Here is a 23,469-nt window from a genome sequence, read left to right on the forward strand (position 1 = left end):
CGGCGAACGGGGCCGGCTACTGCTCCTGCCGGGGCGAGCCCGCACGGGCGCGCGCGGCGGCGAGGAGGTGGTCGCGGCCGGTGCCGCGGAACCCGGTGGACGCCGGCCGGTCGGACTCGGCGAGCAGGTCGGCGTGCCCGCGCACGGTGCCCGCGCGGAACAGGTCCACGGTCTTGAGCTTCCGGCCGGTCGCCTGGTTGAGGCGTTCGACGAGGATGACCAGGCGCAGTGAGTCGCCGCCGAGGTCGAAGAACGTGGCGTCGTCGGAGACGTCCGCGACGTCGAGGACTTCCCGCCACACCGAGCGGACGACCTCCAGGCGCGTGCCGGGATCGTCGAGGTTCGCCGCTGTCGGGCCGCCGTCAGTGGTCTGCAGGTCGGTCATGTGATTCCTCCGCGGAGTATGCGAGATCGTGCGCACTGCGCCGCAGGGCCGAGAGCAGGCCCTCGATCGTCTGGTGGTCGAACAGGTCGAGCGGGTAGTCGATCGACAGCGTCAGCCGGGATCCGTCCGGCCCGTGGTCGTCCACCCGCACGAACAGGTCCAGGTCGTACTTCGTGTAGACCGGCCCGGTCAGCCGGTACCGGCCCGTGACGCCGGGGGCCAGGTCGAGCTCCAGCGGCAGGTCGTCCACGTTGACGAGCACCGGGGTCATCGGCGGCCAGATCACCTGGCGGCCGGGGTTGAGGGCGGTGGCGATCGCGTCGAGCGGCACGTCGCAGTCCATGAACGCCTCCAGCGCGCCGCTGCGCGCGCAGGCCAGCAGTTCGCGCCAGGTCGTGGTGTCGTCGAATTCGACGCGCAGCACGAGCGTGGACATGAACATCCCGATGGCGTCCGCGGTCGCCGGGTCCTCGCGGCCCGGCCACCCGAGGGCGAACAGGAAGTCGCGCTGCCCGGTGGTGCGGGAGAACGTGCCGGCCAGCAGCGCCACCGCCGTCATGAACGGCGTGCAGCCCTCCTGGCTCGCCACCTCGAGCACCGCGCCGCTGAGCTCGGCGTCCAGTTCGAGGGCCAGGTTGGCGCCGATCACCGACGGCGTCGCGGACCTGCGGTCGTAGGGCAGCCCGATGGTGGTGGGCGCGCCTCGCAGCCGTTCCACGGCTTCGTCGACCCGCTCCGCCAGCTCCTGCCCGGAGAGCACCGTGACCAGGTCGGCGGGATGTGCGGCCGGGCTCAGCCGCGGCTCGCGCCCCTCGAGCAGGCAGCGGTAGGTGGACATGACCTCGTCGACCAGGAGGTGCCGCGACCAGCCGTCGAACGAGATGTGATGCATGGTCAGCACCAGCAGCGTCGTGGTCTCGTCGACCCGCACCACCTCGCCGCGCACCTGGGCCTCGGTGGCCAGGTCGAACGGGGTCCAGCACAGCACGTCGACCAGGCCGTCCAGCTCCTCGGCCGACCAGCCGTCGGCGACGGCGTCGATGAAGCCGATCTCACCGGGCGGCCCGTCGGTGTGGTACTGCACCCGGCGGGTGGCGGTGTCGAGCCGGAACCGCGACCGCAGTGCCGGATGCCTGCTCACGGCGGACTGCGCGGCGGCGACCAACAGGTCGTGGCGGAGTGCTCCGGTGAACTCCAGCACCGTCGGGATCAGATAGGTCGGACGCAGTTTCTCGTCGGTGTCCAAAACCCAAATCCCCTGCTGAGCAGGGGTGGCATCACGCCACGCAACATCGACAACATTGATTTCCGCCAAATCCCCATCCCCTGGCATGGCGCATTCAACCCCCGTTGGCGGAGGATACTAAAAGTGCGTAGTCGACGTTGTCAACGCGTTCCATCCGATGATCGGGAGGTGCCGTTCGACACACCGATCGCCCTATCTCGTACACCCATACGGCCGTACCGAGGGCATCTGAAAACTGCTGTTGACTCTGGCAAACACTCCATGCTTGACTCCGAATGAGGGAACAAACGCAGACCTTCACTACTGGGGAGTAACGAAGGCAGACTCGGGGGAGTCCGAAGCCATCCGGACATTTTTCTTGACTTTCAGGGGGACTACGTCCAAGGTGTCCGCTCACTCAAGCCTGCAATGAGACTGCAACTCCCGGAAGTATGATCCGACTACTTCCGGGCAGACCTGCACGTCCACATTTGTTATGCGCACTCGGCACAACCGAGGGTTTCCGCATGCCACAAATACGAAAGAATGGCGAGCCGTGACCACGCATGATGTCGCTCCACCGCGGTGCCCGATTCATCTCGGAAACGACGACCTCGTCGATCCCACTCTCTACAGCGACGGGCACGCCTACGACGTCTGGCGTGAGCTGCGCGAGGTGGACGGGCTGAGCTGGCGCCAGGTGGACGCGGACCGCGGGTTCTTCTCGGCCGTGCGGTTCGCCGACGCCGACCAGGTCCTGCGCGACACCGCCACCTTCACCTCGGAGCGCGGCACCCTGCTCGACCTGCTCGGCACCGACGACCCGGCGGGCGGCACGCAGCTGGCGGTCACCGACCCGCCGCGGCACACCGACATGCAGACGCGTCTGAAGAAGGCGCTGGCCATCAAGGCGGTCGACCGGCAGCGCGACATGATCCGCGACCGGGTCCGCGGCCTGATCCAGCCGCTGGGCGACGGCGGCGTGTTCGACTTCGCCGAGGCGATGCTGGCGATGCCGATGTCCGTGACCGGCACGATGATGGCGCTGCCCGAGTCCGACTGGCCGTGGCTGACCACGCTCAACACCACGTGCATCGCACCGGACGACCCCGAGTACCAGGGCGAGGGCGGCCGGGGCATCACGCTGGCCATCGCCCACCACGAGCTGTTCGGCTACTTCCAGGACCTGGTGCGGCACCGCCGTGACCACCTCGGCGACGACCTGATCAGCGTGCTGATCACGACCCGCTTCGAGGGCCGGCACATGTCGCTCGAGGAGATCGTGTCCAACTGCTACAGCCTGCTGCTCGGTGCGAACGTCACGACCCCGCACTCCCCGAACTTCGTGATGGCGGAGTTCATCGAGACCGACGTGCTGGCGGACTGGGCCGCGCACCCGGAAGTGGGCGTGACCGCCGTGGAGGAGGCGCTGCGCTGGGCCTCGCCGGTCAACCACTTCCTGCGCTACGCCACCCGTGACGTGGAGGTCAGCGGCACGCCGATCAGCGCGGGTGACGCCGTGGTCGTGTGGCTGGGTGCGGCCAACCGCGACGACCGGGAGTTCGCCGACGCCTCGACGTTCGACATCCGGCGCAAGCCCAACAAGCACCTGGCCTTCGGCGCCGGGCCTCACTACTGCATCGGGCACAGCGTGGCCAGGGTGACGTTGCGGGTGCTGTTCGAGGAACTGCTGAGGGACTACGAGGACTTCCGGCCCGCGGGAGCACCGGAGCGGCTGGTGTCGAACTTCGTGTCCGGCTACAAGCACGTGCCGATCACGGCACGCCGTCGCGCCGGATGAGGCCTCGGTGGACGCGGAACTACGGCCCGCGCGACGACGCCGCGGTGCGGTTGCTCTGCTTCCACTACGCGGGCGGCAACGCGGCGATGTTCCGGACGTGGCCCGCGGACCTGCCGGACTGGGTGGAGCCCGTCGCGGTGCAGCTGCCGGGGCGTGACGACCGGTACGCCGAGGCGCCCTACGACGAGATGGGTCCGCTGGTGACGGACCTGGTCACGGCACTGGAACCGCTGCTGGACCGCCCGTTCGCGTGCTACGGCTTCAGCATGGGCGCGCGGGTGGCGCTGGAGCTGGCGCACGCGCTGCGCGAGCTCGGCCTGCGGGCTCCGCAGCGCCTGTTCGTGGCCAGCAGCCCTGCCCCCGCGCTGCGCCTGCCGGTGCGCGGCTGGTCGGAGTCCGACGAGGGCCTGGTGGCGTACCTGCGCGAACTGGGTGGGACACCGGAGGTCGTGTTCGAACAGCCGGACCTGCTGGAGCTCTTTCTCCCGACCGTGCGGGCCGACCTCGCCGTGGTCGGCCGCCTGGTGCCACCGGAGCGGGCGCCCCTGAACGTGCCTATCCGGGCGTTCGCTGGTGCCGACGACCAGATCGCGTCCGCGGCCTCCATGCGCCCGTGGCGCGAGGAGACCGCGGCGGAGTTCGACCTCACCGTCGTGCCCGGTGGGCACTTCTTCTCACCGGAAGGCCTGGTGCAGGTCCTGCGGACCACCGCGGCGGACCTGCACCCGGTCGGCGCTCCAGGTCAGTAGGCCGCGTCGAGCTTCGCGCGCTGGTCGGCCGTCAGTTCGAGGTCGGCCGCGGCCAGGCTCTCGTCCAGCTGTGCCACGGAGGACGCGCCCACCAGCGGCAGGACCGGGATCTCGCCGCCGATCAGCCACGCCAGCACCACCTGGTTGGCCGTCGCGCCGGTCTCGGCGGTCACCTCGCGCAGCGCCTGCAGCCGCGCCGGCGTGCCCGCGTGGTCGAAGTCCGGACCCAGCGGCTTGTCGTCCCGCACGTAGCCGCCGGACAACAGCGGCGAGTAGGCGACCAGGGACATCTCCGGGGTGGCGCGCAGGTAGCTGAGCAGGTCGCCGCTGACCACACCCTGGTTGCCGTCCTGGGAGCGGCGACCAGGCTTGTCCGTGCGCGCCCGCAGGTAGCTGTAGTGGTACTGCGCGACCTCGTAGCCGGGCAGCCCCGCGGCGGCGGCCAGCGCCCGCGCCCGCTCGACCCGCCACGACCAGTGGTTGCTGACACCGAGCAGGCCCACGGTGCCGTCGCCGACGAGATCGGCGAACCCCTCGACGGTCTCCTCGAGCGGCACGAGGGTGTCCTCGACGTGGGCGTAGAGCAGGTCGATCTTCTCGACCCCGAGCAGGTCGCGGCTGCGCTCGGCGGACTCGCGGATCACCTTGGCGGACAGGCCCTCGATGTTCTCCGGCTTGGCCGTGTCGGCGAACGCCATCCCGGCGCGGTTGGGCCGCCCGCCGAGCTTGGTGGCGATGACGACCTCGTCGCCGACACCCCGGCTGCGCCGCCACCGGCCGAGCACCGCCTCGCTCTCGCCGCCCTGCGTCGACTCGTACCAGAAGGCGTAGTTGTTGGAGGTGTCGATGAACGTGCCACCACCCTCGACGTACCGGTCGAGAATGCGAAACGCCTGCTCCTCCTCGGTGGCCGTGCCGAACAACATCGTCCCGAGCCCGATGACGCTGACCTCACGCCGAGTCGCCGGGTTCTGTCCGATTGCGCGGTACTTCAATTCAAGCCCCCAAGACTGGATTTCCGCATGTGCGCGCACCGCCCCTCGGGCGATCTTCGCGCCGAAGACTACTACAGACCGCAACCATCCGGTCCAGATCCCGTAATCACGGCTCCGGTAATCGCATTCCGCCTCGAAGGGGTGCGGAAGCCCAGCAGGACAAGGAATCCGCGCATCGAAATCCGGTGAGGTGTGCCGGCCGCTTGACGACGACATACCTCCCGTATCGCAGTAAAACGGACACGAACTGGATGTCGGAGCGCCGGCTCGAGTGTGCCCACCGGAGCGGGATGACGGATGCGGCCTGTGCGGACCGAGTCGAGGTGGGCTACGTCTACCTCAGAGGGAACGGCGTGACACCGGGAAGTCGAAATAGGTGTCCGGGTACGGCTCACCGTTGAGCGTGAAATGCCACCACTCCTCAGGCAGGTTCCGGAACCCGTTGCGCACCATCGCATCCTTCAACAGCTGCCGGTTCTCCCGAGCCTTCCCGACCACCCGCGGGTCGTCGGTGTGCGAGAGGGTGTCGAAGCAGTCGTACCCCGTCGCCATGTCCACGGTGTTGTCCGGGAACCGATCAGGCGCGGCGCAGTCGACGAGCCGCTCCCCCGGCACGTACGGCCGCTGGTACCGCGGCGGCAGCTTCACGATCGTGAGGTCGATCGTGGAACCCCTGCTGTGCCCGGACTTCTCCGCGATGTAGCCGTCCTCGAACAGCCGCGTCTTGTCGACCCGCGGGTAGAACTCGGGCTTCATCCGCTGATCGGCCAGGTCCTTGGCCCACCGCACGAAGTGGTCGACCGCGCGCTGCGGGCGGTAGCAGTCGTAGACCTTGAGCGTGTAGCCCTGCCGCAGCATCTCGCGCTGCACCTTGCGCAACGCCAGCGCCGTCGGACGGGTGACGATGCACAGCGGCGCCTCGTAGCCGTCGATGCGGCTGCCGACGAAGTTGTGCGCGGTGTAGTAGCGCATGTCGGACCGGATCGTCGGGTCGACGTCCTTCAACGCGACGAACCCCGGCGAGGCGTGGGCCACCGCCGGGGAGGTCAGGACGACTGAGAGCAGCACTGTGATCATGGCTCGCACGGCGTTCATCTAAGCAGCGCGCGGACCACCTCTGGAGTGTTCAGACCGGTCAGTGGAACTTTCTGGAGGTTCCACGCGAGGGCGGAGGCGGTGGCGTCGCGGTCTGGAGCGGGCTCCAGCCGCGCGTGGTGGCGGGCGTAGGCCTCGATCACCGTGACGGCGGGCGGATACTCGCGCAGCGTCATGCCCATGCCGCCGCAGTGCGACATGACGAGCAGCAGGCGGCCGGTGTGGTCGACCAGTGCCTCGTCCACGTCGTCGGACGTCATCGCGGCGTGGAGGTGGGCGGTCGTGGCCACCGCGCCGGCGAAGTAGCCGTTGAGGTAGTCGCCGTCGCAGGCGTTCCGGAGCAACCACTCACGACCGGTTTCGCGCCTGCACAAGGTTTCCACGACGTAGACGCGGCCCCAGCCCGCCGTGCGCTCCGCCAGCCAGATCAACGCTTGGCTGTCGTGGCGCCGGCTCTGCAGGGCGTCGGAGGCGAGCGCGGCGAAGTGGTCCGAGAGCAGGCCGATGGTCTGGATCAGCGGGATGTCGCGGTTGTCGTGGTCGGTGGCGAGCAGGCCAAGTCCGACGATGGCGGCGTCCCGGTCGTGGCTGTGCCGCACGAGCCACCTGCCGGTTCGCCGGACGCGGGTTCGGTCGGCTCGCAACGCGGCGGCGCTGATGTGGCTGTTGCGGTGGATGGGGACCTGGAGGTCGGCCAGTTGTCTCGCCAGCCGCTCGGGCGTGGTGTCGTCGGAGGCGAAGTACGCGTCGAGGACGGTGGCAGCGTCGGCGCCCGCCGTGCGGGGATCTTGTTGGCGGAACCCGCGGGCGCGCCATCGCGCCTTGTCCGGGTACGGGGATCCGTCGTAGGGCAGCGGGCCGTGCGGGAATTGTCGGTGCAGAGCGAGGGCGTGCTCGTACAACGAGCGGGGCGCGCTCACCGCAGGACGAGGGTCTCGATTCTGCAGATCATGAACGTGAGCATAGCCCGGTCAACGGAACAACACTGCGGAATCGGCCACCCGCCGTGGGATCAATGAGAGCCATGAAGGCACTCCTGCTCGCGGGCCTGCTCGTCGCGACCCTCACGCCACCGGCCGTGGCCCAGACCGGAACGATCACCGCGATTCCCGGCGCGGACATCGTGTCCGGCCGCTATGTCGTGGTGCTGAAGAAGAACGCGACACCCCCGGACGGCGGCCAGATCCGCGACCGGTGGACCCACGCCCTCAACGGCTACTCGCTGGAAGCCAGCGAAGCCCAAGCAGAGAAGATCGCCGCAGACCCGCGGGTCGAGCGAGTCGAACCCGTGATCCGGTATCAGACCACGTCGTGGGGCCTGGACCGCACAGACCAGCAGTATCTGCCGTTGGACAACAGCTACACCTCGGTGAAGGCCGGCGAGGGTGTGCGGGCCTACGTGCTCGACAGCGGCATCCGCACCACGCACACCGCGTTCCAGGGCCGGGCGGAGTGGGGCTACAACGCTGTCGCGGGCAGCGCGAACGAGGACTGCAACGGCCACGGCACGCACGTCGCGGGCACGCTCGGCGGCAACGAGCACGGGGTCGCCAAGAAGGTTCGCCTTGTCGCGGTGAAGGTGCTCGACTGCGGTGGCGCGGGGCTGAGCGACGAGATCATCGCCGGGATCAACTGGGTGACCGCCAACGCGGTCAAACCGGCGGTGGCCAACATCAGCTTCGGGCCCAAGCAGCTCGGGGACACGAACCCGGCTCTCGACGAGGCGGTGCGCAACTCGATCCGGTCCGGGATCACCTACGCGCTGGCGGCGGGCAACAACAACGGCGGGGACGCGTGCCGCATCCAGCCGGTGCACGAAGGGCTCGTCGTCTCGGCGACAGACCGGACGGACGCGAGGGCGGCGTTCGCCAACGGCGGGCCGTGTGTCGACGTTTTCGCGCCTGGCAAGGACATCCCGTCGGCGTGGAACACGAGTGACACGGCGACCGCCACGATCAGCGGTACGTCGATGGCGGCGCCGCACGTCGCGGGCGCGGCGGCGATCTACCTGTCCTCGCACCCGCTGGCGCTTCCGGCCGACGTGCACGGCGCGATCGTGCGGACCGCGACGCCGAACGTCGTGACGGACTCGGCCAACGCGCCGGGACGGTTGCTGTACAACGGGTTCACGCCACGGGTGTCCCAGCGGTTCGCGGCGGACTTCGACGGCGACCGCACCGCTGACCACGCGGTCTGGCGGCCGTCCAACGCCACCTGGTACGTCCTGCGGTCCACAGGTGGCCAGACTGCGCGGCAGTTCGGCGATCCGGCCTTCCCCGGTGACGTGCCGGTGGCCGCGGACTACGACGGTGACGGCAAGGGCGACTTCGCGTTGTGGCGACCGCAGACCGGCACCTGGTCGATCGTGCGCTCGACCGACGGCGGGGTGACGGTCCAGCAGCACGGGCAGGCCAACGACGTGCCGGTGCCGGCGGACTACGACGGCGACAACCGCGCCGACATGGCCGTGTGGCGGCCGCCGAACCAGACGTTCTACGTGCTGAAGTCCAACGGCACCGGGCAGATCGTTCAGAAGCACGGTGAGTTCTCCCCCGAGGTGCCTGTGGTCGGCGACTGGGACGGCGACAAGCGTGCGGACTTCACGGTGTGGAGGCCTGCCAACGCCATGTGGTACGTCCTGCACTCGAACGGGACGCGCTCGAACGTCGCGTACGGGCAGGCCGGCGACGTCCCAGTGGCGACCGACGTGACCGGTGACCGCAGGAACGACTGGGTGATCTGGCGGCCGTCCGACGCGACGTTCTACTCGCTGCACCGCGAAGGGGCCGGGCACACCTCCCGCAGGTTCGGCAGCGGTGAGGACATCCCGGTGCCCGGGTTCTTCGACGGCGACAACAAGCACGACTTCACGCTGTGGAGTCCGAACAGCACGTGGACGTCGTGGCTGACCCGTGAGCTCAAGGAGAAGGTCCAGGGCTTCGGCCAGACCGGCGACATCCCGGTCTAGGCAGGCCAGGAGCGCAGCAGGGAGTCGAGCGCGTCGAGGGACCTCAGCCACGACGCCTCGACCCCGCGCGGGTGGCTGTGGAACGCACCGGCGCGCTCCAACGACACGAAGCCGTGGAACGTGCTGTGCAGCAGCCGTACGGCGTCGGTCTGGTCGGGTTCCCACAGGTCGTAGCCGCGCAGGATCGCACGGGTCATCTCGGCGTGCTTCGAGGCCGCGCTGGTCGCCGCCGTGTCCGGGTCCAGCGCCATCTGCGTCGCTGCGTACCGGCCGGGATGCTCGCGCGCGTACGTCCTGTAGGCGCTGGCGAACGCGACCAGCGCGTCCTTGCCCGAACGGCCGGCCAAAGCATCCGACACGCGATCAGCCAGCTCCGCCAGCGCCAGCACCGCGAGGCGGACGCGAAGGTCGTGGGCGTTGCGGATGTGCGAGTAGAGGGAGGCGTCCTTCACGCCGAAGTGCCGGGCGAGCGCGGACACCGTCACGTTCTCGAAGCCGACCTCGTCCGCCAGCTCCGCGGCCGCCTGCGTGAGGCGGTCGGCGGTGAGCCCCGCGCGTGCCATGCGCCACCCTTCCTAGGGTCCTTAATGATTTGCCTAGGACCTCTAGGTAAGCCTAGCGTCCGAGGTCATGAAGCCGGTGACCGAACACGACATCCGCGCGTCCTTCGTCAATTGCACCAAGGGCGAGGCGAAGCGCATGCACGTCCCCAAGGATCTCGGCGAACGCCCCTGGGACGACCTGGACTTCCTCGGCTGGCGCGACCCCGCGGCGCCCGACCGCGCCTACCTGGTGATCGACCTGGACAGCCTCGTGGGCATCGCGCTGCGGCGGGCGACGCAGTCAGGGCGTGCCCGCAAGACCATGTGCTCGTGGTGCCTGACCACGCACCAGGGGGACGGCGTGTCGCTGATGACCGCGCGCAAGTCCGGGAAGTCCGGGCAGCTGGGCAACTCAGTCGGCGTCTACGTGTGCGCTGACCTGGCCTGTTCGCTGTACCTGCGCGGGAAGAAGAGCGCGGGACCCGGGTCCCGGTTCAAGGAGTCGATCACGCTCGACGACCAGGTCGAGCGCACCGTGGGCAACGTGGCCGCGTTCCTCACGAGGGTGAGGTCGTGAGCCTCAGAGTTCGAGCACCAGCTCCGCCGTGCACGCGCGGGCGCAGGGCCACGGGTCGCCGCACTCGGTGCAGCCGGATTCAGCAGGTACGTGCGCCTCGAGCACGTGCACCGCTCGGTCGCGGTAGCGCTCCAGGTCCGACTCCCAGTTGTGGCGGGAGCCCGCGGTCGCACTGGTCATTGTTCATCAGTCCTCAGGTTGTGCTGTCCGACACAGGATGCACCCAAATGGCGCGTTTAGGGCAGGCATCATGTGAATGGATCCATTCGCGTCTCTTTTGATCCGAACGGGGGAGCGTCGCTGAACAGCGGAATCAGGAGCGCGAGCAGGAGCATCATGTCCACATGGACATCCCAGCGGCGCTGGCCGCGGCCGGGCGTGGCGAGCAGGCCGCGTGGGACGCGCTGGTCAGACAGTTCAGCGGGCTGCTGTGGTCGATCGCCCGCGCCTACCGCCTGAGCGAGGCCGACGCGTCCGACGCCGTTCAGTGCACCTGGATCAAGCTGGTCGAGCACCTGGACCGGATCGCCGAGCCCGAACGCCTGGCCGGGTGGCTCGCCACCACCGCGCGGCACGAGTGCCTGCAGCTCATCCGCCGCTCCGGGCGCCTGCCGGAGCCGGCCGAGGAGATCGCCGACTCCCCCGACCCCGCCCCCGCCGTGGACCACGACCTGATCGTCGGCGAACGCGACGCCGCGCTCTGGCGGGTCTTCGAGGAGCTGCCGGACCGCTGCCGCCGCCTGTTGCGCGTGCTGATGGCCTCGCCGCCGCCCGCCTACGCCGACGTCGCGCTCGCCCTCGACATGCCCATCGGCAGCATCGGGCCGATCAGGCAGCGGTGCCTGGGCCGGTTGAAGGCGCTGGTCAGGGGCAACGAGCTGCTGGAGGAACGGTCATGAACGACGACGACTTCCTCGACGTCCTGCGCGCGGCGGCCGAGGAGTTCGACCCGGTGCCGGCCGGTGTGCTCAGGGACGCCAGCGCGGCGCTGGCGTTGCGGGCGCTGGACGCCGAGTTGGCGGCGTTGGTGGAGTCCGAGGCATTGGTGCGCGGCGACGGGCCGTTGGTGCTCGCGTTCGAGTCCGACCGGGTCACGGTGAGCCTGGAGATCCACGACGGCGTGGTGCGCGGGCTGGTCACCGGCGCCGAGGGTGAGGCGGTGGTGGAGACGCCGCGTTCACGCCGTGCGGTGCCCATCTCCGACGGCTGGTTCACGGCGACCGAGGTACCGGCCGGCCTGGTGCGGATCCGGGTGACAGCCGCAGACGGCACGCCGGTCGTGACGCAGTGGACCAGCAGCTGAACCCGCTGTATTTGCACCCGATGATCCACCCTCTTCCACTGGTACAAGGGGAACCAGAGGGGGAAACATGGTCTGCTTCATCCTGCCCGCACACCTGCTGATCGAGCTCGCCGAAGCGGGCAACATCGACTCCCGCGACACCATCTCGACCCTGCTGGCCTCGGCCGCCCTGCGCACCCAGCGCGCCACGCTCACCGATGCCGTCCAGTTCCTCGGCCTCGACTCCGACCAGCTGCGGGGACCGTCCAGCGAGTTCAAGGCCGTGCACGACGTCCAGGGCGGCGACGAGCGCAACCTGCCCGGCGTGATGCGGCGCAAGGAGGGCGACGGCCCGTTCGGCGACCCGGCCGTCAACGACGCGTTCGACAACGCCGACAAGACCTACGACTTCTTCCGCGACGTGCTGGGCCGCCACAGCATCGACGGCAACGGCCTCAGGCTCGTCAGCTCGGTGCACTTCGGGCGCGGCTTCGACAACGCCTTCTGGGACGGCACCCAGATGGTCTACGGCGACGGCAGCGGCAAGGTGTTCCAGCTCGGTGCGCTCGCCCGCGACGTCTCCGTCGTCGGCCACGAGATCACGCACGGCGTCGTGCAGTACACGGCGGGCCTGTGCTACCGCAAGCAGTCCGGCGCTTTGAACGAGTCGATGGCCGACGTCTTCGGCTCGCTGGTCAAGCAGCACGCGCTCGGCCAGTCCGCCGACCAGGCCGACTGGCTCGTCGGCGCCGGCATCCTCGGCACGCAGCTGCAGGGCGTGGCGCTGCGGTCGATGAAGGACCCCGGCAAGGCCCACCAGCTCGACCGCCAGCCCGGCCACATGAGCAACTACGTCGACCTGCCCGACGACGGCAACCCGCGCAACGACAACGGCGGCGTGCACATCAACTCCGGCATCCCCAACAGGGCCTTCTACCTCGCGGCGACGCGGCTCGGCGGCAACGCGTGGGAGCGGGCGGGCAAGGTCTGGTACGACGCGCTGGCCACGAAGCTCGGCACCAACTCGAACTTCACCGAGGCGGCGGCGGCGACCGTGGCTTCAGCGCAGGCGCTGTTCGGGGCGAACGTCGCCGCGACCGTGCGCAGCGCGTGGAACGACGTCGGCGTCAACTAGTCATCGAGCAGCTGGTGCGAGGCCCTGGTACTTCGTCGTGATCCATGATCGGATCGCCGTCTGGGGGGCGTTCAACTGAGGGGTATCACGATGAACGCACTGGGGAAATTGCTCGCACCTGTACCAGCGGCGGCGTTGATGATGACGGGTGTCGCTTCCGCGCAGGCCTCTGAGGTCGGCGTGCAGCACGCGGCGTGCGGGGTGGAAGGCAGCTTCTTCGACGGCGGTGGCGAGGCCGGCGCGCGGATCCGCACGGGGTCGTCGACGGGGTGCACCGGGCGTGGGTCGATCCAGCCGTCGCACCGGCTGGTGTACTGGTGCACGACGCGCGGCAACGACGCCGAGTTCTGGACCTACCTGTTCAACTACACGACCGGAGTGAAGGGCTGGACCCGCAACAACCTGCTGCCCAACTTCGGCAGCCACCACGACTGCAAGATCTAGTACGACTTGATCTGACGCAGTAGGCGCGTCCACTGGTGGGCCGTGAGCGGGAGTTCGATCGACGGGGCCTTGCTGTCCCGGAGGCCGACGCCACGGCCCACCTCGACGCAGTTGATGTCGCTGCCGCTGTAGCTACTCTTCCGCCACCTGGTCACCGCACGCCTCCCCACCGATGATGTCGGTGATCAGCTTCCTGGTTCGCGCCTCGTCCAACGCCGTCCGTCCGAGTGACTTCAGCACGTCTTCGTAGAGACCGACAGAAGGCTGATCCTCCAAGAAGACGTTAGCGCCCTCGCTCTCGACGAAGACGATCGACGGCAGCTTCTTGAACGACAGCATGTCGAACGAGCCTGCAAGTCCGGCGTGAAGTCCGAGCGCTGTGGGGATCAAGCGAATCGTGACGTAGGGGCGAACGGACAGGCGCAGCAAGTGGTGAAGTTGCTCTGCCATGACTTCTGGGCCGCCGACGGGCAGCCGCAACGCCTGCTCGTGCATGTAGATCGTGACCGTGCGATACCCGTCGAGAACAGCCTTCTGGCGCTCGACCCGGTTGCTGATGACGGCAGGCCGCTCGTCCGCGGACCAACGCGACGACACGTGGACGACGTGACTGATGTAGGCGGGAACCTGCAACAGGCCGTGCACAAGGTTCATCGACCAGCCGGACACGCCTGAGGCGATCTTCTCGTTCTCGCGCAGTGTGCGCGCTCGGTCCGCATTGCCGGAACTGGTGGGCTGCAACCAATCCCTGATGTGGGTGTCGTTGTGCAACGACATCAGGTGGTCGAACTCCGTGGGCGGCGTGCGCAACAGACCCAGCAACTTGGCGAGGTCGACGTCGCTCACGCCTTCCTTGCCGTTGACCAGTTCCGAGACCTTGGCCTCCTGCCAGCCCAGCAACTCGGCGGCGGCGCGGTTGGTCAGATCGGCTGCCCGCAGCAGCGCCCGTATCGCGTCGCCGAACTCGCGGCCGCGCACCGTTGATCTCCGCAATGGCATGCGGGGACGGTAGAACCGGTGGTCCGTTTGGCTCCACCCATTCGCCGCACATCAACCTGAAAGCATGCTGTTTGGCGGCCTTCCAAACCCGTCGCTCAACGGCGACGTGCCAGTTTGCGCGCAATGACCTCGCCCAGCGGCGCGTCAGGCAGCTTGCGCCACCACGACCGCCAGGACGCCCGCCGGTGCAGCGCACCCTCGACGTCGTCCACAGGCTCATGAGCCAGCGCCTGGTGACGCTCCATCCGCGCACGGATGCGCTTGTTGCGCGCGATGTTCTTGCGCGACGCCTTGTCGTTCTGGCCGAAGGTGTTGCGACGGTCCTTGGCGTAGCTCAGCGCCTTCTTCTCCTGTGGCGACTTCCTCTTCACGGCACCAGCGCAACCGGCGCCGCACCCGAGTTTGCTCGGCTGTACTAAATTTTGCTCATGCGAGCAAAGACCGTGACCGAGCAGGCCCGCCGGGCGCAGATCGTCGAGGCCGCGATCGCCACGATCGCGGAGCTGGACTACGCGGAGACGTCGTTCAAGGCGATCGCGGCGCGTGCGGGGCTGAGCAGCACGGGGCTGATCTCGTACCACTTCCGGAACAAGCAGGAGCTTGTCGACGTGGTGTTCGCGGATGTCCTGAAGCGTTTCGGGGCGTTCGTGCAGGAACGCATGGGACAACCGACCACCCGCGAAGAGCTGCGGGCGTTCCTCAGAGCCAACATCGCGTTCCTGCGTGAGCACCGCGCCGAGATGCTCGCGTTCCTGCGGATCCGGGCACACGCGGCGGTGACCGACGGTGGCATCGCCGACTCCGATCACGTGGCGCTGGCCGAGCTCCTCAGGCAGGGGCAGGAGGCCGGCGAGTTCCGCGCGTTCGACCCGGACGTGATGGCCGTGTTCGTGCTCGCGATGCGCAACGGCGTCGTGCTGCGGTCCGGGGCACTCGATCTCGACGTCTGCGAAAAGGAGTTGGTCGCGGCCGTCGACCTAGCTACAGGGGGTTAGTCATCTTGCGTCGGGGGATGCTGGTTTTGGCCGCAGCGCTGGTGATCAGTGCGTGCGGAAAGGGGGATGCGGTGCCGTCGAACGTCGTGGCGACCGACACCGGGCAGGTCAGGGGTGAGCAACGGGACGGACACCTGGTGTTCCAGGGGATTCCGTACGCGGCCAAGCCCGAGCGGTGGAAGCCGCCGGTGAAGCGCGAGGCGTGGACAGGGGTCAAGGACGCGCTCCAGCCCGGTAGTCCGTGTCCGCAGGTCGGATCCAGTTACGCGGCAACGGCGAGCACGGACGAGGACTGCCTGTTCGCCAACGTGACCACGCCCGGCACCTCGGGCCGCAAGCCGGTCATGGTGTGGGTGCACGGCGACGGCGCGGTCGGGGCCGGGCACTACTTCAACGCCGAACGTCTTGCGCGGCAAGGGGATGTCGTCGTCGTGACGTTCAACTACCGGATGGGCGTGTTCGGCGGGTTCGGGCTGCCGGGCTTGGCGCACTCCGGTGAGTTCGGGCTGCTCGACCAGCGGGCCGCGCTGGAGTGGGTGCAGCGCAACATCGCCGCGTTCGGCGGGGATCCGGGCAACGTGACGCTGTTCGGGGTGTCGTTCGGGGCGACCGCGGTGGGCGCGCACCTGATCGGGCAGAAGCCGTTGTTCCACAAGGCGGTCATGCACAGCTCGTTCACGTTGGTCGACGTGCCGAAGGGTGCCTGGTACCCGGACCTGGAGGCGTTGCCGTCGCTCGCGTGGCGGCCGGTCGCGGAGATCCAGGAGATCGGCACGATGATCACCCGCGAGCTCGGGTGCGCGGACGTCGAGTGCCTGCGGCAGCTGCCGGTCGAGAAGCTCCTCGAGTATCCGCAGATCATGAACATCTTCCAGCCGGTCGGGTACGGCGGTTCAATGTTGCCTCGGTTGCCCGGCGAGTCGCTGGAAGCCGGGGAGTTCGCGAACGTGCCGATCCTCGTCGGGGCCACGCGCGACGAGCACAACAGCTTCGTCGGGTTGTTCCGGCCGGATCCGATGTCCGCCGAGGACTACTCGCGGCTGGTGCGGGAGGCGTTCCCGGACCGAGCGGCTCAGATCGAACGTGAGTACCCGGTGAGCGCCTACGCGTCGCCGAAGCAGGCATGGGCCACGGTGCTGACGGATCGCGTGTGGGCGCGGGCGACCTTCAAGCAGAACGCTCTCTACGCGCAGAAGGCGCCGGTCTACGCGTTCGAGTTCGCAGACCGCAACGCGGCGACGAACCCGGAGTTCCCGAAAGAGCTGCACGGCGCGAACCACTCGTCCGACATCGACTATCTGTTCCCGGACGGCGACTTCGCCAAGGACCGCGGGCTGTCCGACCACATGATCAAGGTGTGGACGGACTTCGCGCGGACAGGGTCGCCGGGATGGGCGAAGTTCTCCGAGGGGCAGTACGTGCAGTCGCTGGCGCCAGGCGCGATCGGCCCGGTCGACTACGCGGCCGAGCACAAGCTGGGGTTCTGGAACTAGCTTCTCCCCCATACGCCCAGCGCATGCGGAGGGTCGCTACTCTGGATCACGTGCTCGGCACCCGCAGCTCGCGAACCCGCGCGTATCTCGCGCGGGTCTTCGCCGTGCTCGCGCTGGTGGCCGGGGTCGCGATGATGCAGGGCACCCCGTGCGAGACGGAGTTCGCCTGGACCGCGCAGTGTCCGACGTCGAGCACGCACGTCGTGGCGCACGCGGACCAGTCGGACGACGGCGGGCTGATCGAGGGCATCCTCGTCGCCGGCGCCTGCCTCGTCGTGGCACTCGCGGTGCTCATCGGCTTTGCTCTGCTGCGGCCGCCCAGCGAGTTCCGGGCGCTGCTGGTGCGCCTGTCCAAGGTGCTGGAACCACGTTCACGTCGGCTGGAAGTGCGGCTGGCGCAGCTTTGCGTGCTGCGCGCGTAGACCGAACCCGTTCTTCGGTCCCGTTCCTTCAGCTCCGTGGAGTTCTGCCATGTCCAAAAACGCTCGTGTGTCCCTGATCATCGTCGCCGTCGTCGCGGTGGTGGTCGCAGGCTTCTTGCTGTTCAACCGCAACAGCAGCACAACCGCCGCACCGCGGTCCGCCGACGGCAAGGTGACCGTCGTCGAGTACCTCGACCTGGAATGCCCGTCCTGCCGCGCCGCCTACCCCGGCGTGGAGAAGCTCAAGACCGAGTACGGCGACCGGGTCACGTTCACCATTCGCCACTTCCCCATTCCCAGTCACCGCAACGCCGAGCTGGCCGCGGTCGCCGTCGAGGCGGCGGGCGCGCAGGGCAAGCGGGACGAGATCTTCAAGGTGATGTTCGAGTCGCAGCAGGAGTGGGGCGGCCAGCAGACGTCGCAGCGCTCGGTGTTCGTCGGGTTCGCGCAGCAGCTCGGGCTCGACGTGGCGGCGTTCGAGAAGGCGCTCGATGACGCCAAGTTGCGCGAGCAGGTGCTCAACGAGCGGTCGGAGGGCAGCAAGGCCGGGGTGACGGGCACGCCGACGTTCTTCATCAACGGCACGAAGTTCAGCGGTGCGCCCTCGTACGACAACCTGAAGGCCGCGATCGACCGGGAGCTTTCGTGAAGCCCGTCCCCTGGGTCCTCGCGATCGGCGGGTTCATCGGCCTGGTCGCGTCGTTCGTGTTGACGATCGAGAAGATCGCGCTGCTCAAGGACCCGTTCTACGTGCCGACGTGCAGCATCAACCCGGTGCTGAGCTGCGGCTCGATCATGAAGACGGCGCAGGCCGAGGTGTTCGGGTTCCCGAACCCGTTGCTCGGCATCGCGGGCTTCGCGGTCGTGACGACGGTCGGCGTGCTGCTGCTCGCCGGGGTGACGTTGCCGCGGTGGGTCTGGCTCGGGTTGCAGGTGGGCGTGACGCTCGGCGTGCTGTTCGTGCACTGGCTGATCATTCAGAGCCTGTACGAGATCGGCGCGTTGTGCCCGTACTGCATGGTCGTGTGGGCCGTGACGATCCCGATCTTCTGGTACACGACGCTGCGCAACGTCCGGCCGACGTTCCAGTACCACAGCGTCGTGCTGATCCTGTGGTACCTGCTGATCGCGGGCGGGATCCTGCAGGCGTTCTGGTTCTACTGGTCCACTTTGGTCTAGAACCAGCGTGCCGAGCCGGCCCCGGCGAAGAAGGTCAAGCCGGGGCCGCCAGGCAGGATGTTGCGCTCGTTCAACCGGGGTGCGGCCCAGTCGAGGACCATGCCGTCGTCGAGGTGCAGCAGGCCGAACGCCTCCGCGGCCAGGGAGTCGATGTCGCGGGCGAGCACCATCCAGTAGCGCCCCTCCAGCCAGTCCGGATCGGACTGGTGCAGGCGGGTCGCCAGGAACGCCGCCTCACAGCCCGCCTTCGCGGCCGCGTCGCGGAAGAAGTAGGCGAACGGCAGTGCCGGGTCCTTCGCCAAGCTCTCTTCTTCAGGTTCGCCACGCAGGTCGAAGAAGTCGTACAACGAGAACCGCAGCGTCGCGCAGGTGTGCTCGTCGAGCCGGCCGACGTGCGAGAGGACCTGCTGGAACGGCCCCCAGGTGTCGCCGACGAGCCCCAGCGCGTCAGTGAGGTCGGAGCGGTCGCCGGGTGCGTAGAACACCGCCGCCATGTACTTGCGGCCCATCACATCGACGGCCGCGCTGTAGAGCCCAGAACCGTTCGCAGGCCGTCGATCCCGGTGAAGTGGTGCCCACGCATCCCGAGACGTTCGGCGGCCTGGACGTTCTCCAGCTTGTCGTCCACGAACAGGATCTCGCCGCCACCCAACGCATCCCGGCACCACTCGAACGCGGCAGCTTCCGGTTTCGCCGCCCCGATCCGGCACGAGAATCCGCGCACCTCGAACAGGTCCAGCCACGCGTACGTCTGCTCGAAGTTGCGGGCGTGGTCCTCAGGGATGTTGGACAGCAACGCGATCCGCTGTCCCGCCGCGTGCAACGTGCCCAGCAGCGCCACCATCTCGTCGTCGACCCGGCTCCAGCTCGCGACGTCCTGCTCCACGAGCGGCGGGTGGCCGATGAGCTGCCAGTACTCCGACGCCGTGACGTCACCGCGGTCGTAGGCGGGCCGGTGCGCCCAGTAGGCGTCCCAGAACTCGGGCGACGAGCTCATCGTCGCCATGACCTCGGCCGACTGATCGCGCGCGATCACCCCGAACATGTCGAACAAAACGATCACGCGGTCACCACCGTCACGCCGGCTTCCTCCAGTTCAACGGCACTTTCCGCGTCCGTGACGACGGCGTCCAAAGAGGACACCGGAGCCACGTGGGCCAGTGCTGTGCGGGTCAGTTTCGAGGCGTCGACGGCGGCGATGACACGGCGGGCCGACGCGATGGCGGCGCGTTTGACCGAGGCGTCTTCCAGGTCGAACGCCGTCATGCCGTGCGCCGCCGACAGACCGCAGCACCCGACCACGGCGGTGTCGAAGCGCAGCGCGGTGATCGACGCGAGGGTCAGCGGGCCGGTCAGCGCCAGCTCGCCGGGGCGTGGGCGGCCGCCGGGTACCAGCAGGGTGAGTGAGGACGACGACGACAGCGCGTTCACGCCGTGCAGAGACAACGGCATGACGGTCATGCGTCGGTCGTGCAGCAGCCGTGCGACCTCAAGGCAGGTGGTGCCGCTGTCCAGCACGACCGACTCGCCGTCCGCGAGCAGGCCGACGACGGCGGTGGCGATGCGCTGCTTGGCGTCGAGGTTTTCGTCGGCGCGCAGTGCGAACGGCGGTTCGGAGCCGCGCAGGAGCAGGCTGCGGGCGCCGCCGCGGAAGCGTTCGAGGACGCCCTGCGCGGCCAGCACCTCCAGGTCGCGGCGGATGGTCATCTCGGACGCGCCGGTCAGCGTCGCCAGGTCCGCGACGCCCAGCGACCCGGCGTCGCGGACGGCCTCGGTGATCTGCTTCAAGCGGGACACGGCCGTGATTGAACATCAGTGGTGTTCGAAACACAACCTTTCGAACACGCGAACCGTTCGTTAGCGTGAAGCATGTGAACGCTCTCAAGGCCGCGCGGGTGGCCACCTTCACGTACTTCGGGCTCAACGGGTTCCTGCTCGGGCTGTGGCTCGTGCACATCCCGACGGTCGAGCAGCGCACCGGCATCGACCACGCCGAGCTCGGCCGGCTGCTGCTGTTGCTCGGGCTGGGCGCGTTCATCGGCATGCGGATCGGCGGCAAGGTCACCGACCGCATCGGCGTGAAGTACGTGGTGCCCGCGGCTGGTGTCTTGTGCAGCGTGTCGGCCGTGTTGCCCGGTCTGGCCGTGAACCAGTGGACGCTCGGTGCGGCACTGCTCATCTTCGGCATCGGCAACGGTCTGATCGATGTCAGCATGAACGCGCACGCCGTGGTGGTGGAGCGGCACTACCAGCGTCCGGTGATGTCGGCGTTCCACGCGACATGGTCACTCGGTGGCGTGGCGGCGGCGTTGACCGGTGCGCGGACGTTGAGCTGGGAGGTCTCCCCCGCTGTGACGCTGGGTGCGGCCGGGGCGCTCGGTGTCGTCGTCAGCCTCGTCACGGCCAGGGCGTTGCTCAACGAGAAGGAAGAGCAGCACGCCACGGAACAAACCGGGAAGCGCAAGGTTCCGCGCCGGATCTGGGTCATGGCAGCGCTGGCCGGGCTCGTGATGCTGAGCGAGGGCGCGGCGAACGACTGGAGCGTGCTGCACCTGCAGGACGTCCTCGACGCGTCACCGGAGATCGCGGCGCTGGCGTACGGCGCGTTCGCGACGACGATGACCACCGGACGCCTGCTGGCGGACCGGATCACCGCGAAGGTCGGCTCGGTCGCGGTGCTGCGCTGGGGCTCGGCGATCGGCGCGGTCGGCATCGCGACCGCGGCGTTGTCGCCGTGGATCTGGCTGGCGCTGGTCGGCTGGGCGATCGCGGGTGCGGGGCTCGCGGGCACGGTGCCGCAGCTGTTCAGCGCGGCCGGGCACGCGGAACCCGGTGCGGCGGCGGCGAACATGTCGCGCGTCGCCGGGCTCGGCTACCTCGGCGTGCTGGCGGGACCCGCGGTGATCGGGTGGATGACCCACATCATGCCGCTCAACATCGCGTTCCTGCTGCCGGTGGCGTTCTGCGTGGTCGCGGCGTTGTCCGCGAACGTGTTGCGGACCGAACCCGCCGAGGAGCGCGTGCCGGCGTAAGACTGTGCGCATGCAGCTTGCCGAACTGGATCTCACCACCGCACACCTGGCCGACGCCTGCATCCGGGCGAACATCCCGGTCCGCACGGCCTCCCTGACGCCGGTCATCCCCGGTACGAAGATCTCCGGCCGCGTCCTGCCCGCCCGGCACGCGGGCAGCGTCGACATCTTCCTGGAGGCGATCGACCGCAGTCAGCCCGGCGACGTGCTCGTCGTCGACAACGACGGCCGCGCCGACGAGGCCTGCGTGGGCGACCTGATCGTGCTCGAAGCCCGCGCGGCCGGGCTGGCGGGCGTGGTGATCTGGGGCCTGCACCGCGACACGGCCGACATCCGCGCGATCGGACTGCCGGTGTTCAGCCTCGGCGCCAACCCGACCGGGCCGTTGAGCCTGCGCGACCGTGCGCCCGAGGCTCTCTCGACGGCGGAGGTCAGCGAGTGGACCCTCACGTCCGACGACGTGGTGTTCGGTGACGACGACGGCGTGCTGTTCGTGCCTGCCTCGGACGTGGACGCGCTGATGGCGAAAGCCGCCAGCATTCGTGACGTCGAACGAGCGCAGGCCGAACGGGTGCGGCAGGGTGAGTCCCTGCGCAGCCAGCTCCGGTTCAGCGAATACCTGGCGAGCGGGCTCACGTTCCGCGAGCATCTGCGCAAGATCGGCGGCGCCGTCGAGGAGTGAGGCCATGATCCCCGAAACATCGATTCTGGCTAGATACAGAGCTCGTGCCGAGGCCTTCGAGGCCAAGGTCGCGCGAGTGCGTGCGGACCAGTGGGACAACCAATCGCCGTGTGCGAAGTGGACCGCGCGTGGGGTGGTGGACCACGTCATCGACATGCACGGCGTGATGCTCGGCGCCGCGATCCCACGCACCGACGACCCCCTGACAGACTTCCGCGAGGCACGCCGCCAGGTGCAGGAAGCGCTCGACTCCGACCGGGCCGGCAGCGAGGTGTCCACCCCGATGGGCCCGATGAAGCTGGAAGACCACATCGACCAGGTCGTGAGCGACGACCTCGTGCTGCACGGGTGGGATCTCGCCCGCGCGACCGGCCAGGACGAGACCATCCCCGCGAGCGACGTCGAACGCCTCTGGGCCGCTGCGACTGCGGTACCGGCCGAGGTGATGGAACGGTTCCGCACGCCCGGTGCGTTCGGTCCCGGCATCGAGGTCTACGGCGCGGAGGTGCCGGTGCCCGAGGACGCTCCGCTGCAGGACCGGCTGCTCGGGTATGTGGGCCGGGACCCCATGTCGAAAAGTTTCTGAGCGCTTCGACGGGTCGGTGTAGGCCAGCCGTTGAGAGGACTTGGACATGGACTGGACCCTGGAAGTCGTGGTCGTGCCGGTGTCGGACCTGGACCGCGCGAAGCACTTCTACTCCGAGCAGCTCGGGTTCGTGGTCGACCACGACACGAGGTTCGGCGAGGACACCCGCATCGTGCAGCTCACCCCGCCCGGCTCGGGCTGCTCGATCGTCATGGGCAAGGGCATCGTGAAGGGCGAGCCCGGCTCGTTGAAGGGCGTGCAGCTCGTGGTGTCGGATCTGGAGAAGGCCCGCGCACAGCTGGTCGAGCGGGGCGTCGAGGTCGGCGAGATCGTGCGCATGAACGAACAGGACGGCGGGTCGTTCGTCTTCTTCGACGACCCGGACGGCAACAGCTGGGCCGTGCAGGAGATCAAGGCCCGCGCTACCGGTGGGGAGTGGAAGTGAAGTACATGCTGGTCAGCTACGGCGGCAGCCAGGAGGACTGGGAGGGCCTGGCCGCGTGGTCGGACGAGGACATGCACCGCATGGTCGCGTACATGCGCGACCTGGACGCCGAGCTGCGCGCCTCCGGTGAGCTGCTGCAGTCCGAGGGTCTGAGCGGGCCGGCGCGGGCGTTCGTGGTGCGCGGGGCCGACGACGGCGGAGCGACGGTGGTCGACGGGCCGTTCGCGGAGTCCAAGGAGGTCATCGCCGGGTACTGGGTGGTCGACGTGGCCAGCCAGGAGCGGCTGCTGGAGGTCGCCCGGAAGTGCTCGGCGTGTCCGGGGCCGGGAGGGAAGGTCCTCAACCAGCCGATCGAGGTGCACCCGATCATGGGCGCGCCCGACGTGGACGCGGACACCCTGGCGCCGTACCAGAAGTAACAGGGGCGGCGGCGGGCCC

Annotated in this window: 31 protein-coding genes; 18 read left to right on the plus strand and 13 right to left on the minus strand. The window is 68.8% G+C overall.

All coding sequences use genetic code 11. From position 1 onward, the window contains the following. Window positions 1-16: 16 nt before the first annotated feature. Window positions 17-385 carry an acyl carrier protein gene (locus LFM09_RS18995; protein ID WP_414097808.1) on the minus strand — a complete coding sequence of 123 codons (369 nt, stop codon included), beginning with the start codon at window positions 383-385 and terminating at the stop codon, window positions 17-19. Beyond that, entirely contained in the window at window positions 363-1,631 is a 1,269-nt protein-coding gene (locus tag LFM09_RS19000; RefSeq protein WP_414097809.1) for a condensation domain-containing protein, read from the minus strand. The genes LFM09_RS18995 and LFM09_RS19000 overlap by 23 nt, the downstream gene beginning before the upstream one ends. Window positions 1,632-2,166: 535 nt before the next feature. On the opposite strand from LFM09_RS19000, the gene LFM09_RS19005 reads away from it, so the two are divergent. Further along, the gene (locus tag LFM09_RS19005; protein ID WP_414097810.1) at window positions 2,167-3,411 is read left to right on the plus strand and encodes a cytochrome P450; all 1,245 of its coding nucleotides are present in this window, start codon (window positions 2,167-2,169) and stop codon (window positions 3,409-3,411) included. Then, window positions 3,408-4,160, plus strand: a complete 753-nt coding sequence (locus LFM09_RS19010; protein ID WP_414097811.1) for a thioesterase II family protein — start codon at window positions 3,408-3,410, stop codon at window positions 4,158-4,160. The genes LFM09_RS19005 and LFM09_RS19010 overlap by 4 nt, the downstream gene beginning before the upstream one ends. On the opposite strand, the gene LFM09_RS19015 is transcribed toward LFM09_RS19010, so the two are convergent. From LFM09_RS19015 to LFM09_RS19025, 3 genes are all read right to left on the minus strand, one after another. Continuing rightward, the gene (locus LFM09_RS19015) at window positions 4,154-5,155 is read right to left on the minus strand and encodes an aldo/keto reductase (protein ID WP_414097812.1); all 1,002 of its coding nucleotides are present in this window, start codon (window positions 5,153-5,155) and stop codon (window positions 4,154-4,156) included. The two genes, LFM09_RS19010 and LFM09_RS19015, sit on opposite strands and share 7 nt — an antisense overlap. A gap of 339 nt (window positions 5,156-5,494) precedes the next feature. Further along, window positions 5,495-6,250, minus strand: a complete 756-nt coding sequence (locus LFM09_RS19020) for a M15 family metallopeptidase (protein ID WP_414097813.1) — start codon at window positions 6,248-6,250, stop codon at window positions 5,495-5,497. Then, complete coding sequence (locus LFM09_RS19025) at window positions 6,247-7,170, minus strand: hypothetical protein (RefSeq protein WP_414097814.1); 924 nt, start codon at window positions 7,168-7,170, stop codon at window positions 6,247-6,249. Before LFM09_RS19025 ends, LFM09_RS19020 begins: the two co-directional genes overlap by 4 nt. Window positions 7,171-7,274: 104 nt before the next feature. Here LFM09_RS19025 and LFM09_RS19030 point away from each other — a divergent pair, with 104 nt between their 5' ends. Continuing rightward, entirely contained in the window at window positions 7,275-9,218 is a 1,944-nt protein-coding gene (locus LFM09_RS19030; protein WP_414097815.1) for a S8 family serine peptidase, read from the plus strand. Here the strand turns inward: LFM09_RS19030 and LFM09_RS19035 are convergent. After that, entirely contained in the window at window positions 9,215-9,781 is a 567-nt protein-coding gene (locus tag LFM09_RS19035) for a TetR/AcrR family transcriptional regulator (protein WP_414097816.1), read from the minus strand. The two genes, LFM09_RS19030 and LFM09_RS19035, sit on opposite strands and share 4 nt — an antisense overlap. A 67-nt stretch (window positions 9,782-9,848) precedes the next feature. On the opposite strand from LFM09_RS19035, the gene LFM09_RS19040 reads away from it, so the two are divergent. Next, a complete protein-coding gene (locus LFM09_RS19040) occupies window positions 9,849-10,337 on the plus strand; it encodes an FBP domain-containing protein (RefSeq protein ID WP_414097817.1) in 489 nt (162 codons plus the stop codon). A 3-nt stretch (window positions 10,338-10,340) separates the two neighbouring features. On the opposite strand, the gene LFM09_RS19045 is transcribed toward LFM09_RS19040, so the two are convergent. After that, entirely contained in the window at window positions 10,341-10,517 is a 177-nt protein-coding gene (locus tag LFM09_RS19045; protein WP_414097818.1) for a hypothetical protein, read from the minus strand. A 164-nt stretch (window positions 10,518-10,681) separates the two neighbouring features. Between LFM09_RS19045 and LFM09_RS19050 the strand changes: the two genes are divergently transcribed. The 4 genes from LFM09_RS19050 to LFM09_RS19065 all read left to right on the plus strand — a co-directional run bounded on the left by LFM09_RS19050 (window position 10,682) and on the right by LFM09_RS19065 (window position 13,198). Then, window positions 10,682-11,236, plus strand: coding sequence for an RNA polymerase sigma factor (locus tag LFM09_RS19050; protein ID WP_414097819.1), 555 nt, complete (start codon window positions 10,682-10,684; stop codon window positions 11,234-11,236). Next, window positions 11,233-11,640: a hypothetical protein gene (locus LFM09_RS19055; RefSeq protein WP_414097820.1), complete on the plus strand. Its 408-nt coding sequence runs from the start codon at window positions 11,233-11,235 to the stop codon at window positions 11,638-11,640. Before LFM09_RS19050 ends, LFM09_RS19055 begins: the two co-directional genes overlap by 4 nt. A gap of 67 nt (window positions 11,641-11,707) precedes the next feature. Next, the gene (locus LFM09_RS19060) at window positions 11,708-12,754 is read left to right on the plus strand and encodes a M4 family metallopeptidase (RefSeq protein WP_414097821.1); all 1,047 of its coding nucleotides are present in this window, start codon (window positions 11,708-11,710) and stop codon (window positions 12,752-12,754) included. 90 nt (window positions 12,755-12,844) lie between these two features. Continuing rightward, on the plus strand, window positions 12,845-13,198 hold the full coding sequence (locus LFM09_RS19065; protein ID WP_414097822.1) for a hypothetical protein: 354 nt from the start codon (window positions 12,845-12,847) through the stop codon (window positions 13,196-13,198). Here LFM09_RS19065 and LFM09_RS19070 read toward each other — a convergent pair. The 3 genes from LFM09_RS19070 to LFM09_RS19080 form a co-directional block, all read right to left on the minus strand. Continuing rightward, window positions 13,195-13,353: a DUF397 domain-containing protein gene (locus tag LFM09_RS19070; protein ID WP_414097823.1), complete on the minus strand. Its 159-nt coding sequence runs from the start codon at window positions 13,351-13,353 to the stop codon at window positions 13,195-13,197. The genes LFM09_RS19065 and LFM09_RS19070 overlap by 4 nt on opposite strands. Further along, complete coding sequence (locus LFM09_RS19075; RefSeq protein WP_414097824.1) at window positions 13,331-14,197, minus strand: Scr1 family TA system antitoxin-like transcriptional regulator; 867 nt, start codon at window positions 14,195-14,197, stop codon at window positions 13,331-13,333. The genes LFM09_RS19070 and LFM09_RS19075 overlap by 23 nt, the downstream gene beginning before the upstream one ends. A 95-nt stretch (window positions 14,198-14,292) precedes the next feature. Next, complete coding sequence (locus LFM09_RS19080; RefSeq protein ID WP_414097825.1) at window positions 14,293-14,568, minus strand: hypothetical protein; 276 nt, start codon at window positions 14,566-14,568, stop codon at window positions 14,293-14,295. Window positions 14,569-14,625: 57 nt separating this feature from the next. On the opposite strand from LFM09_RS19080, the gene LFM09_RS19085 reads away from it, so the two are divergent. The 5 genes from LFM09_RS19085 to LFM09_RS19105 are packed head-to-tail and all read left to right on the plus strand — an operon-like array spanning window position 14,626 to window position 18,286. After that, window positions 14,626-15,192 carry a TetR/AcrR family transcriptional regulator gene (locus LFM09_RS19085; RefSeq protein ID WP_414097826.1) on the plus strand — a complete coding sequence of 189 codons (567 nt, stop codon included), beginning with the start codon at window positions 14,626-14,628 and terminating at the stop codon, window positions 15,190-15,192. A gap of 17 nt (window positions 15,193-15,209) precedes the next feature. Beyond that, window positions 15,210-16,685, plus strand: a complete 1,476-nt coding sequence (locus tag LFM09_RS19090; RefSeq protein ID WP_414097827.1) for a carboxylesterase/lipase family protein — start codon at window positions 15,210-15,212, stop codon at window positions 16,683-16,685. A gap of 23 nt (window positions 16,686-16,708) precedes the next feature. Continuing rightward, window positions 16,709-17,107 carry a hypothetical protein gene (locus LFM09_RS19095; protein WP_414097828.1) on the plus strand — a complete coding sequence of 133 codons (399 nt, stop codon included), beginning with the start codon at window positions 16,709-16,711 and terminating at the stop codon, window positions 17,105-17,107. Window positions 17,108-17,156: 49 nt separating this feature from the next. Further along, the gene (locus tag LFM09_RS19100) at window positions 17,157-17,756 is read left to right on the plus strand and encodes a DsbA family protein (protein WP_414097829.1); all 600 of its coding nucleotides are present in this window, start codon (window positions 17,157-17,159) and stop codon (window positions 17,754-17,756) included. Then, window positions 17,753-18,286, plus strand: a complete 534-nt coding sequence (locus LFM09_RS19105; RefSeq protein WP_414097830.1) for a vitamin K epoxide reductase family protein — start codon at window positions 17,753-17,755, stop codon at window positions 18,284-18,286. The genes LFM09_RS19100 and LFM09_RS19105 overlap by 4 nt, the downstream gene beginning before the upstream one ends. On the opposite strand, the gene LFM09_RS19110 is transcribed toward LFM09_RS19105, so the two are convergent. The 3 genes from LFM09_RS19110 to LFM09_RS19120 are packed head-to-tail and all read right to left on the minus strand — an operon-like array spanning window position 18,283 to window position 20,083. Continuing rightward, complete coding sequence (locus LFM09_RS19110; protein ID WP_414097831.1) at window positions 18,283-18,795, minus strand: hypothetical protein; 513 nt, start codon at window positions 18,793-18,795, stop codon at window positions 18,283-18,285. The genes LFM09_RS19105 and LFM09_RS19110 overlap by 4 nt on opposite strands. Beyond that, window positions 18,795-19,349, minus strand: a complete 555-nt coding sequence (locus tag LFM09_RS19115; RefSeq protein ID WP_414097832.1) for an HAD-IA family hydrolase — start codon at window positions 19,347-19,349, stop codon at window positions 18,795-18,797. The genes LFM09_RS19110 and LFM09_RS19115 overlap by 1 nt, the downstream gene beginning before the upstream one ends. Continuing rightward, the gene (locus LFM09_RS19120) at window positions 19,346-20,083 is read right to left on the minus strand and encodes a DeoR/GlpR family DNA-binding transcription regulator (protein WP_414097833.1); all 738 of its coding nucleotides are present in this window, start codon (window positions 20,081-20,083) and stop codon (window positions 19,346-19,348) included. Before LFM09_RS19120 ends, LFM09_RS19115 begins: the two co-directional genes overlap by 4 nt. Before the next feature lie 74 nt (window positions 20,084-20,157). Here LFM09_RS19120 and LFM09_RS19125 point away from each other — a divergent pair, with 74 nt between their 5' ends. Genes LFM09_RS19125 through LFM09_RS19145 form a run of 5 tightly spaced genes read left to right on the plus strand, consistent with a single transcriptional unit; the run spans window position 20,158 to window position 23,450 of the window. Beyond that, window positions 20,158-21,318: an MFS transporter gene (locus LFM09_RS19125; RefSeq protein ID WP_414097834.1), complete on the plus strand. Its 1,161-nt coding sequence runs from the start codon at window positions 20,158-20,160 to the stop codon at window positions 21,316-21,318. 10 nt (window positions 21,319-21,328) lie between these two features. Next, on the plus strand, window positions 21,329-22,000 hold the full coding sequence (locus LFM09_RS19130; protein WP_414097835.1) for an RraA family protein: 672 nt from the start codon (window positions 21,329-21,331) through the stop codon (window positions 21,998-22,000). 4 nt (window positions 22,001-22,004) lie between these two features. After that, a complete protein-coding gene (locus LFM09_RS19135) occupies window positions 22,005-22,586 on the plus strand; it encodes a TIGR03086 family metal-binding protein (protein WP_414097836.1) in 582 nt (193 codons plus the stop codon). A gap of 46 nt (window positions 22,587-22,632) precedes the next feature. After that, entirely contained in the window at window positions 22,633-23,031 is a 399-nt protein-coding gene (locus LFM09_RS19140) for a VOC family protein (protein WP_414097837.1), read from the plus strand. Window positions 23,032-23,036: 5 nt separating this feature from the next. Further along, on the plus strand, window positions 23,037-23,450 hold the full coding sequence (locus LFM09_RS19145; RefSeq protein WP_414097861.1) for a YciI family protein: 414 nt from the start codon (window positions 23,037-23,039) through the stop codon (window positions 23,448-23,450). Window positions 23,451-23,469 lie beyond the last annotated feature (19 nt).

The sequence above is a fragment of the Lentzea alba genome, from assembly GCF_047445655.1.
In the GTDB taxonomy this organism is placed as follows: domain Bacteria; phylum Actinomycetota; class Actinomycetes; order Mycobacteriales; family Pseudonocardiaceae; genus Lentzea; species Lentzea alba_A.

Coding starts and splice junctions, on each gene's coding strand:
- LFM09_RS18995 (WP_414097808.1), bottom strand. CDS start 385: ATGACCGACCTGCAGACCACTGACGGCGGCCCGACAGCGGCGAACCTC.
- LFM09_RS19010 (WP_414097811.1), top strand. CDS start 3,408: ATGAGGCCTCGGTGGACGCGGAACTACGGCCCGCGCGACGACGCCGCG.
- LFM09_RS19020 (WP_414097813.1), bottom strand. CDS start 6,250: ATGAACGCCGTGCGAGCCATGATCACAGTGCTGCTCTCAGTCGTCCTG.
- LFM09_RS19030 (WP_414097815.1), top strand. CDS start 7,275: ATGAAGGCACTCCTGCTCGCGGGCCTGCTCGTCGCGACCCTCACGCCA.
- LFM09_RS19035 (WP_414097816.1), bottom strand. CDS start 9,781: ATGGCACGCGCGGGGCTCACCGCCGACCGCCTCACGCAGGCGGCCGCG.
- LFM09_RS19040 (WP_414097817.1), top strand. CDS start 9,849: ATGAAGCCGGTGACCGAACACGACATCCGCGCGTCCTTCGTCAATTGC.
- LFM09_RS19045 (WP_414097818.1), bottom strand. CDS start 10,517: ATGACCAGTGCGACCGCGGGCTCCCGCCACAACTGGGAGTCGGACCTG.
- LFM09_RS19050 (WP_414097819.1), top strand. CDS start 10,682: ATGGACATCCCAGCGGCGCTGGCCGCGGCCGGGCGTGGCGAGCAGGCC.
- LFM09_RS19055 (WP_414097820.1), top strand. CDS start 11,233: ATGAACGACGACGACTTCCTCGACGTCCTGCGCGCGGCGGCCGAGGAG.
- LFM09_RS19060 (WP_414097821.1), top strand. CDS start 11,708: ATGGTCTGCTTCATCCTGCCCGCACACCTGCTGATCGAGCTCGCCGAA.
- LFM09_RS19065 (WP_414097822.1), top strand. CDS start 12,845: ATGAACGCACTGGGGAAATTGCTCGCACCTGTACCAGCGGCGGCGTTG.
- LFM09_RS19075 (WP_414097824.1), bottom strand. CDS start 14,197: ATGCCATTGCGGAGATCAACGGTGCGCGGCCGCGAGTTCGGCGACGCG.
- LFM09_RS19085 (WP_414097826.1), top strand. CDS start 14,626: ATGCGAGCAAAGACCGTGACCGAGCAGGCCCGCCGGGCGCAGATCGTC.
- LFM09_RS19090 (WP_414097827.1), top strand. CDS start 15,210: ATGCTGGTTTTGGCCGCAGCGCTGGTGATCAGTGCGTGCGGAAAGGGG.
- LFM09_RS19095 (WP_414097828.1), top strand. CDS start 16,709: ATGCGGAGGGTCGCTACTCTGGATCACGTGCTCGGCACCCGCAGCTCG.
- LFM09_RS19100 (WP_414097829.1), top strand. CDS start 17,157: ATGTCCAAAAACGCTCGTGTGTCCCTGATCATCGTCGCCGTCGTCGCG.
- LFM09_RS19110 (WP_414097831.1), bottom strand. CDS start 18,795: ATGGGCCGCAAGTACATGGCGGCGGTGTTCTACGCACCCGGCGACCGC.
- LFM09_RS19130 (WP_414097835.1), top strand. CDS start 21,329: ATGCAGCTTGCCGAACTGGATCTCACCACCGCACACCTGGCCGACGCC.
- LFM09_RS19135 (WP_414097836.1), top strand. CDS start 22,005: ATGATCCCCGAAACATCGATTCTGGCTAGATACAGAGCTCGTGCCGAG.
- LFM09_RS19140 (WP_414097837.1), top strand. CDS start 22,633: ATGGACTGGACCCTGGAAGTCGTGGTCGTGCCGGTGTCGGACCTGGAC.
- LFM09_RS19145 (WP_414097861.1), top strand. CDS start 23,037: ATGCTGGTCAGCTACGGCGGCAGCCAGGAGGACTGGGAGGGCCTGGCC.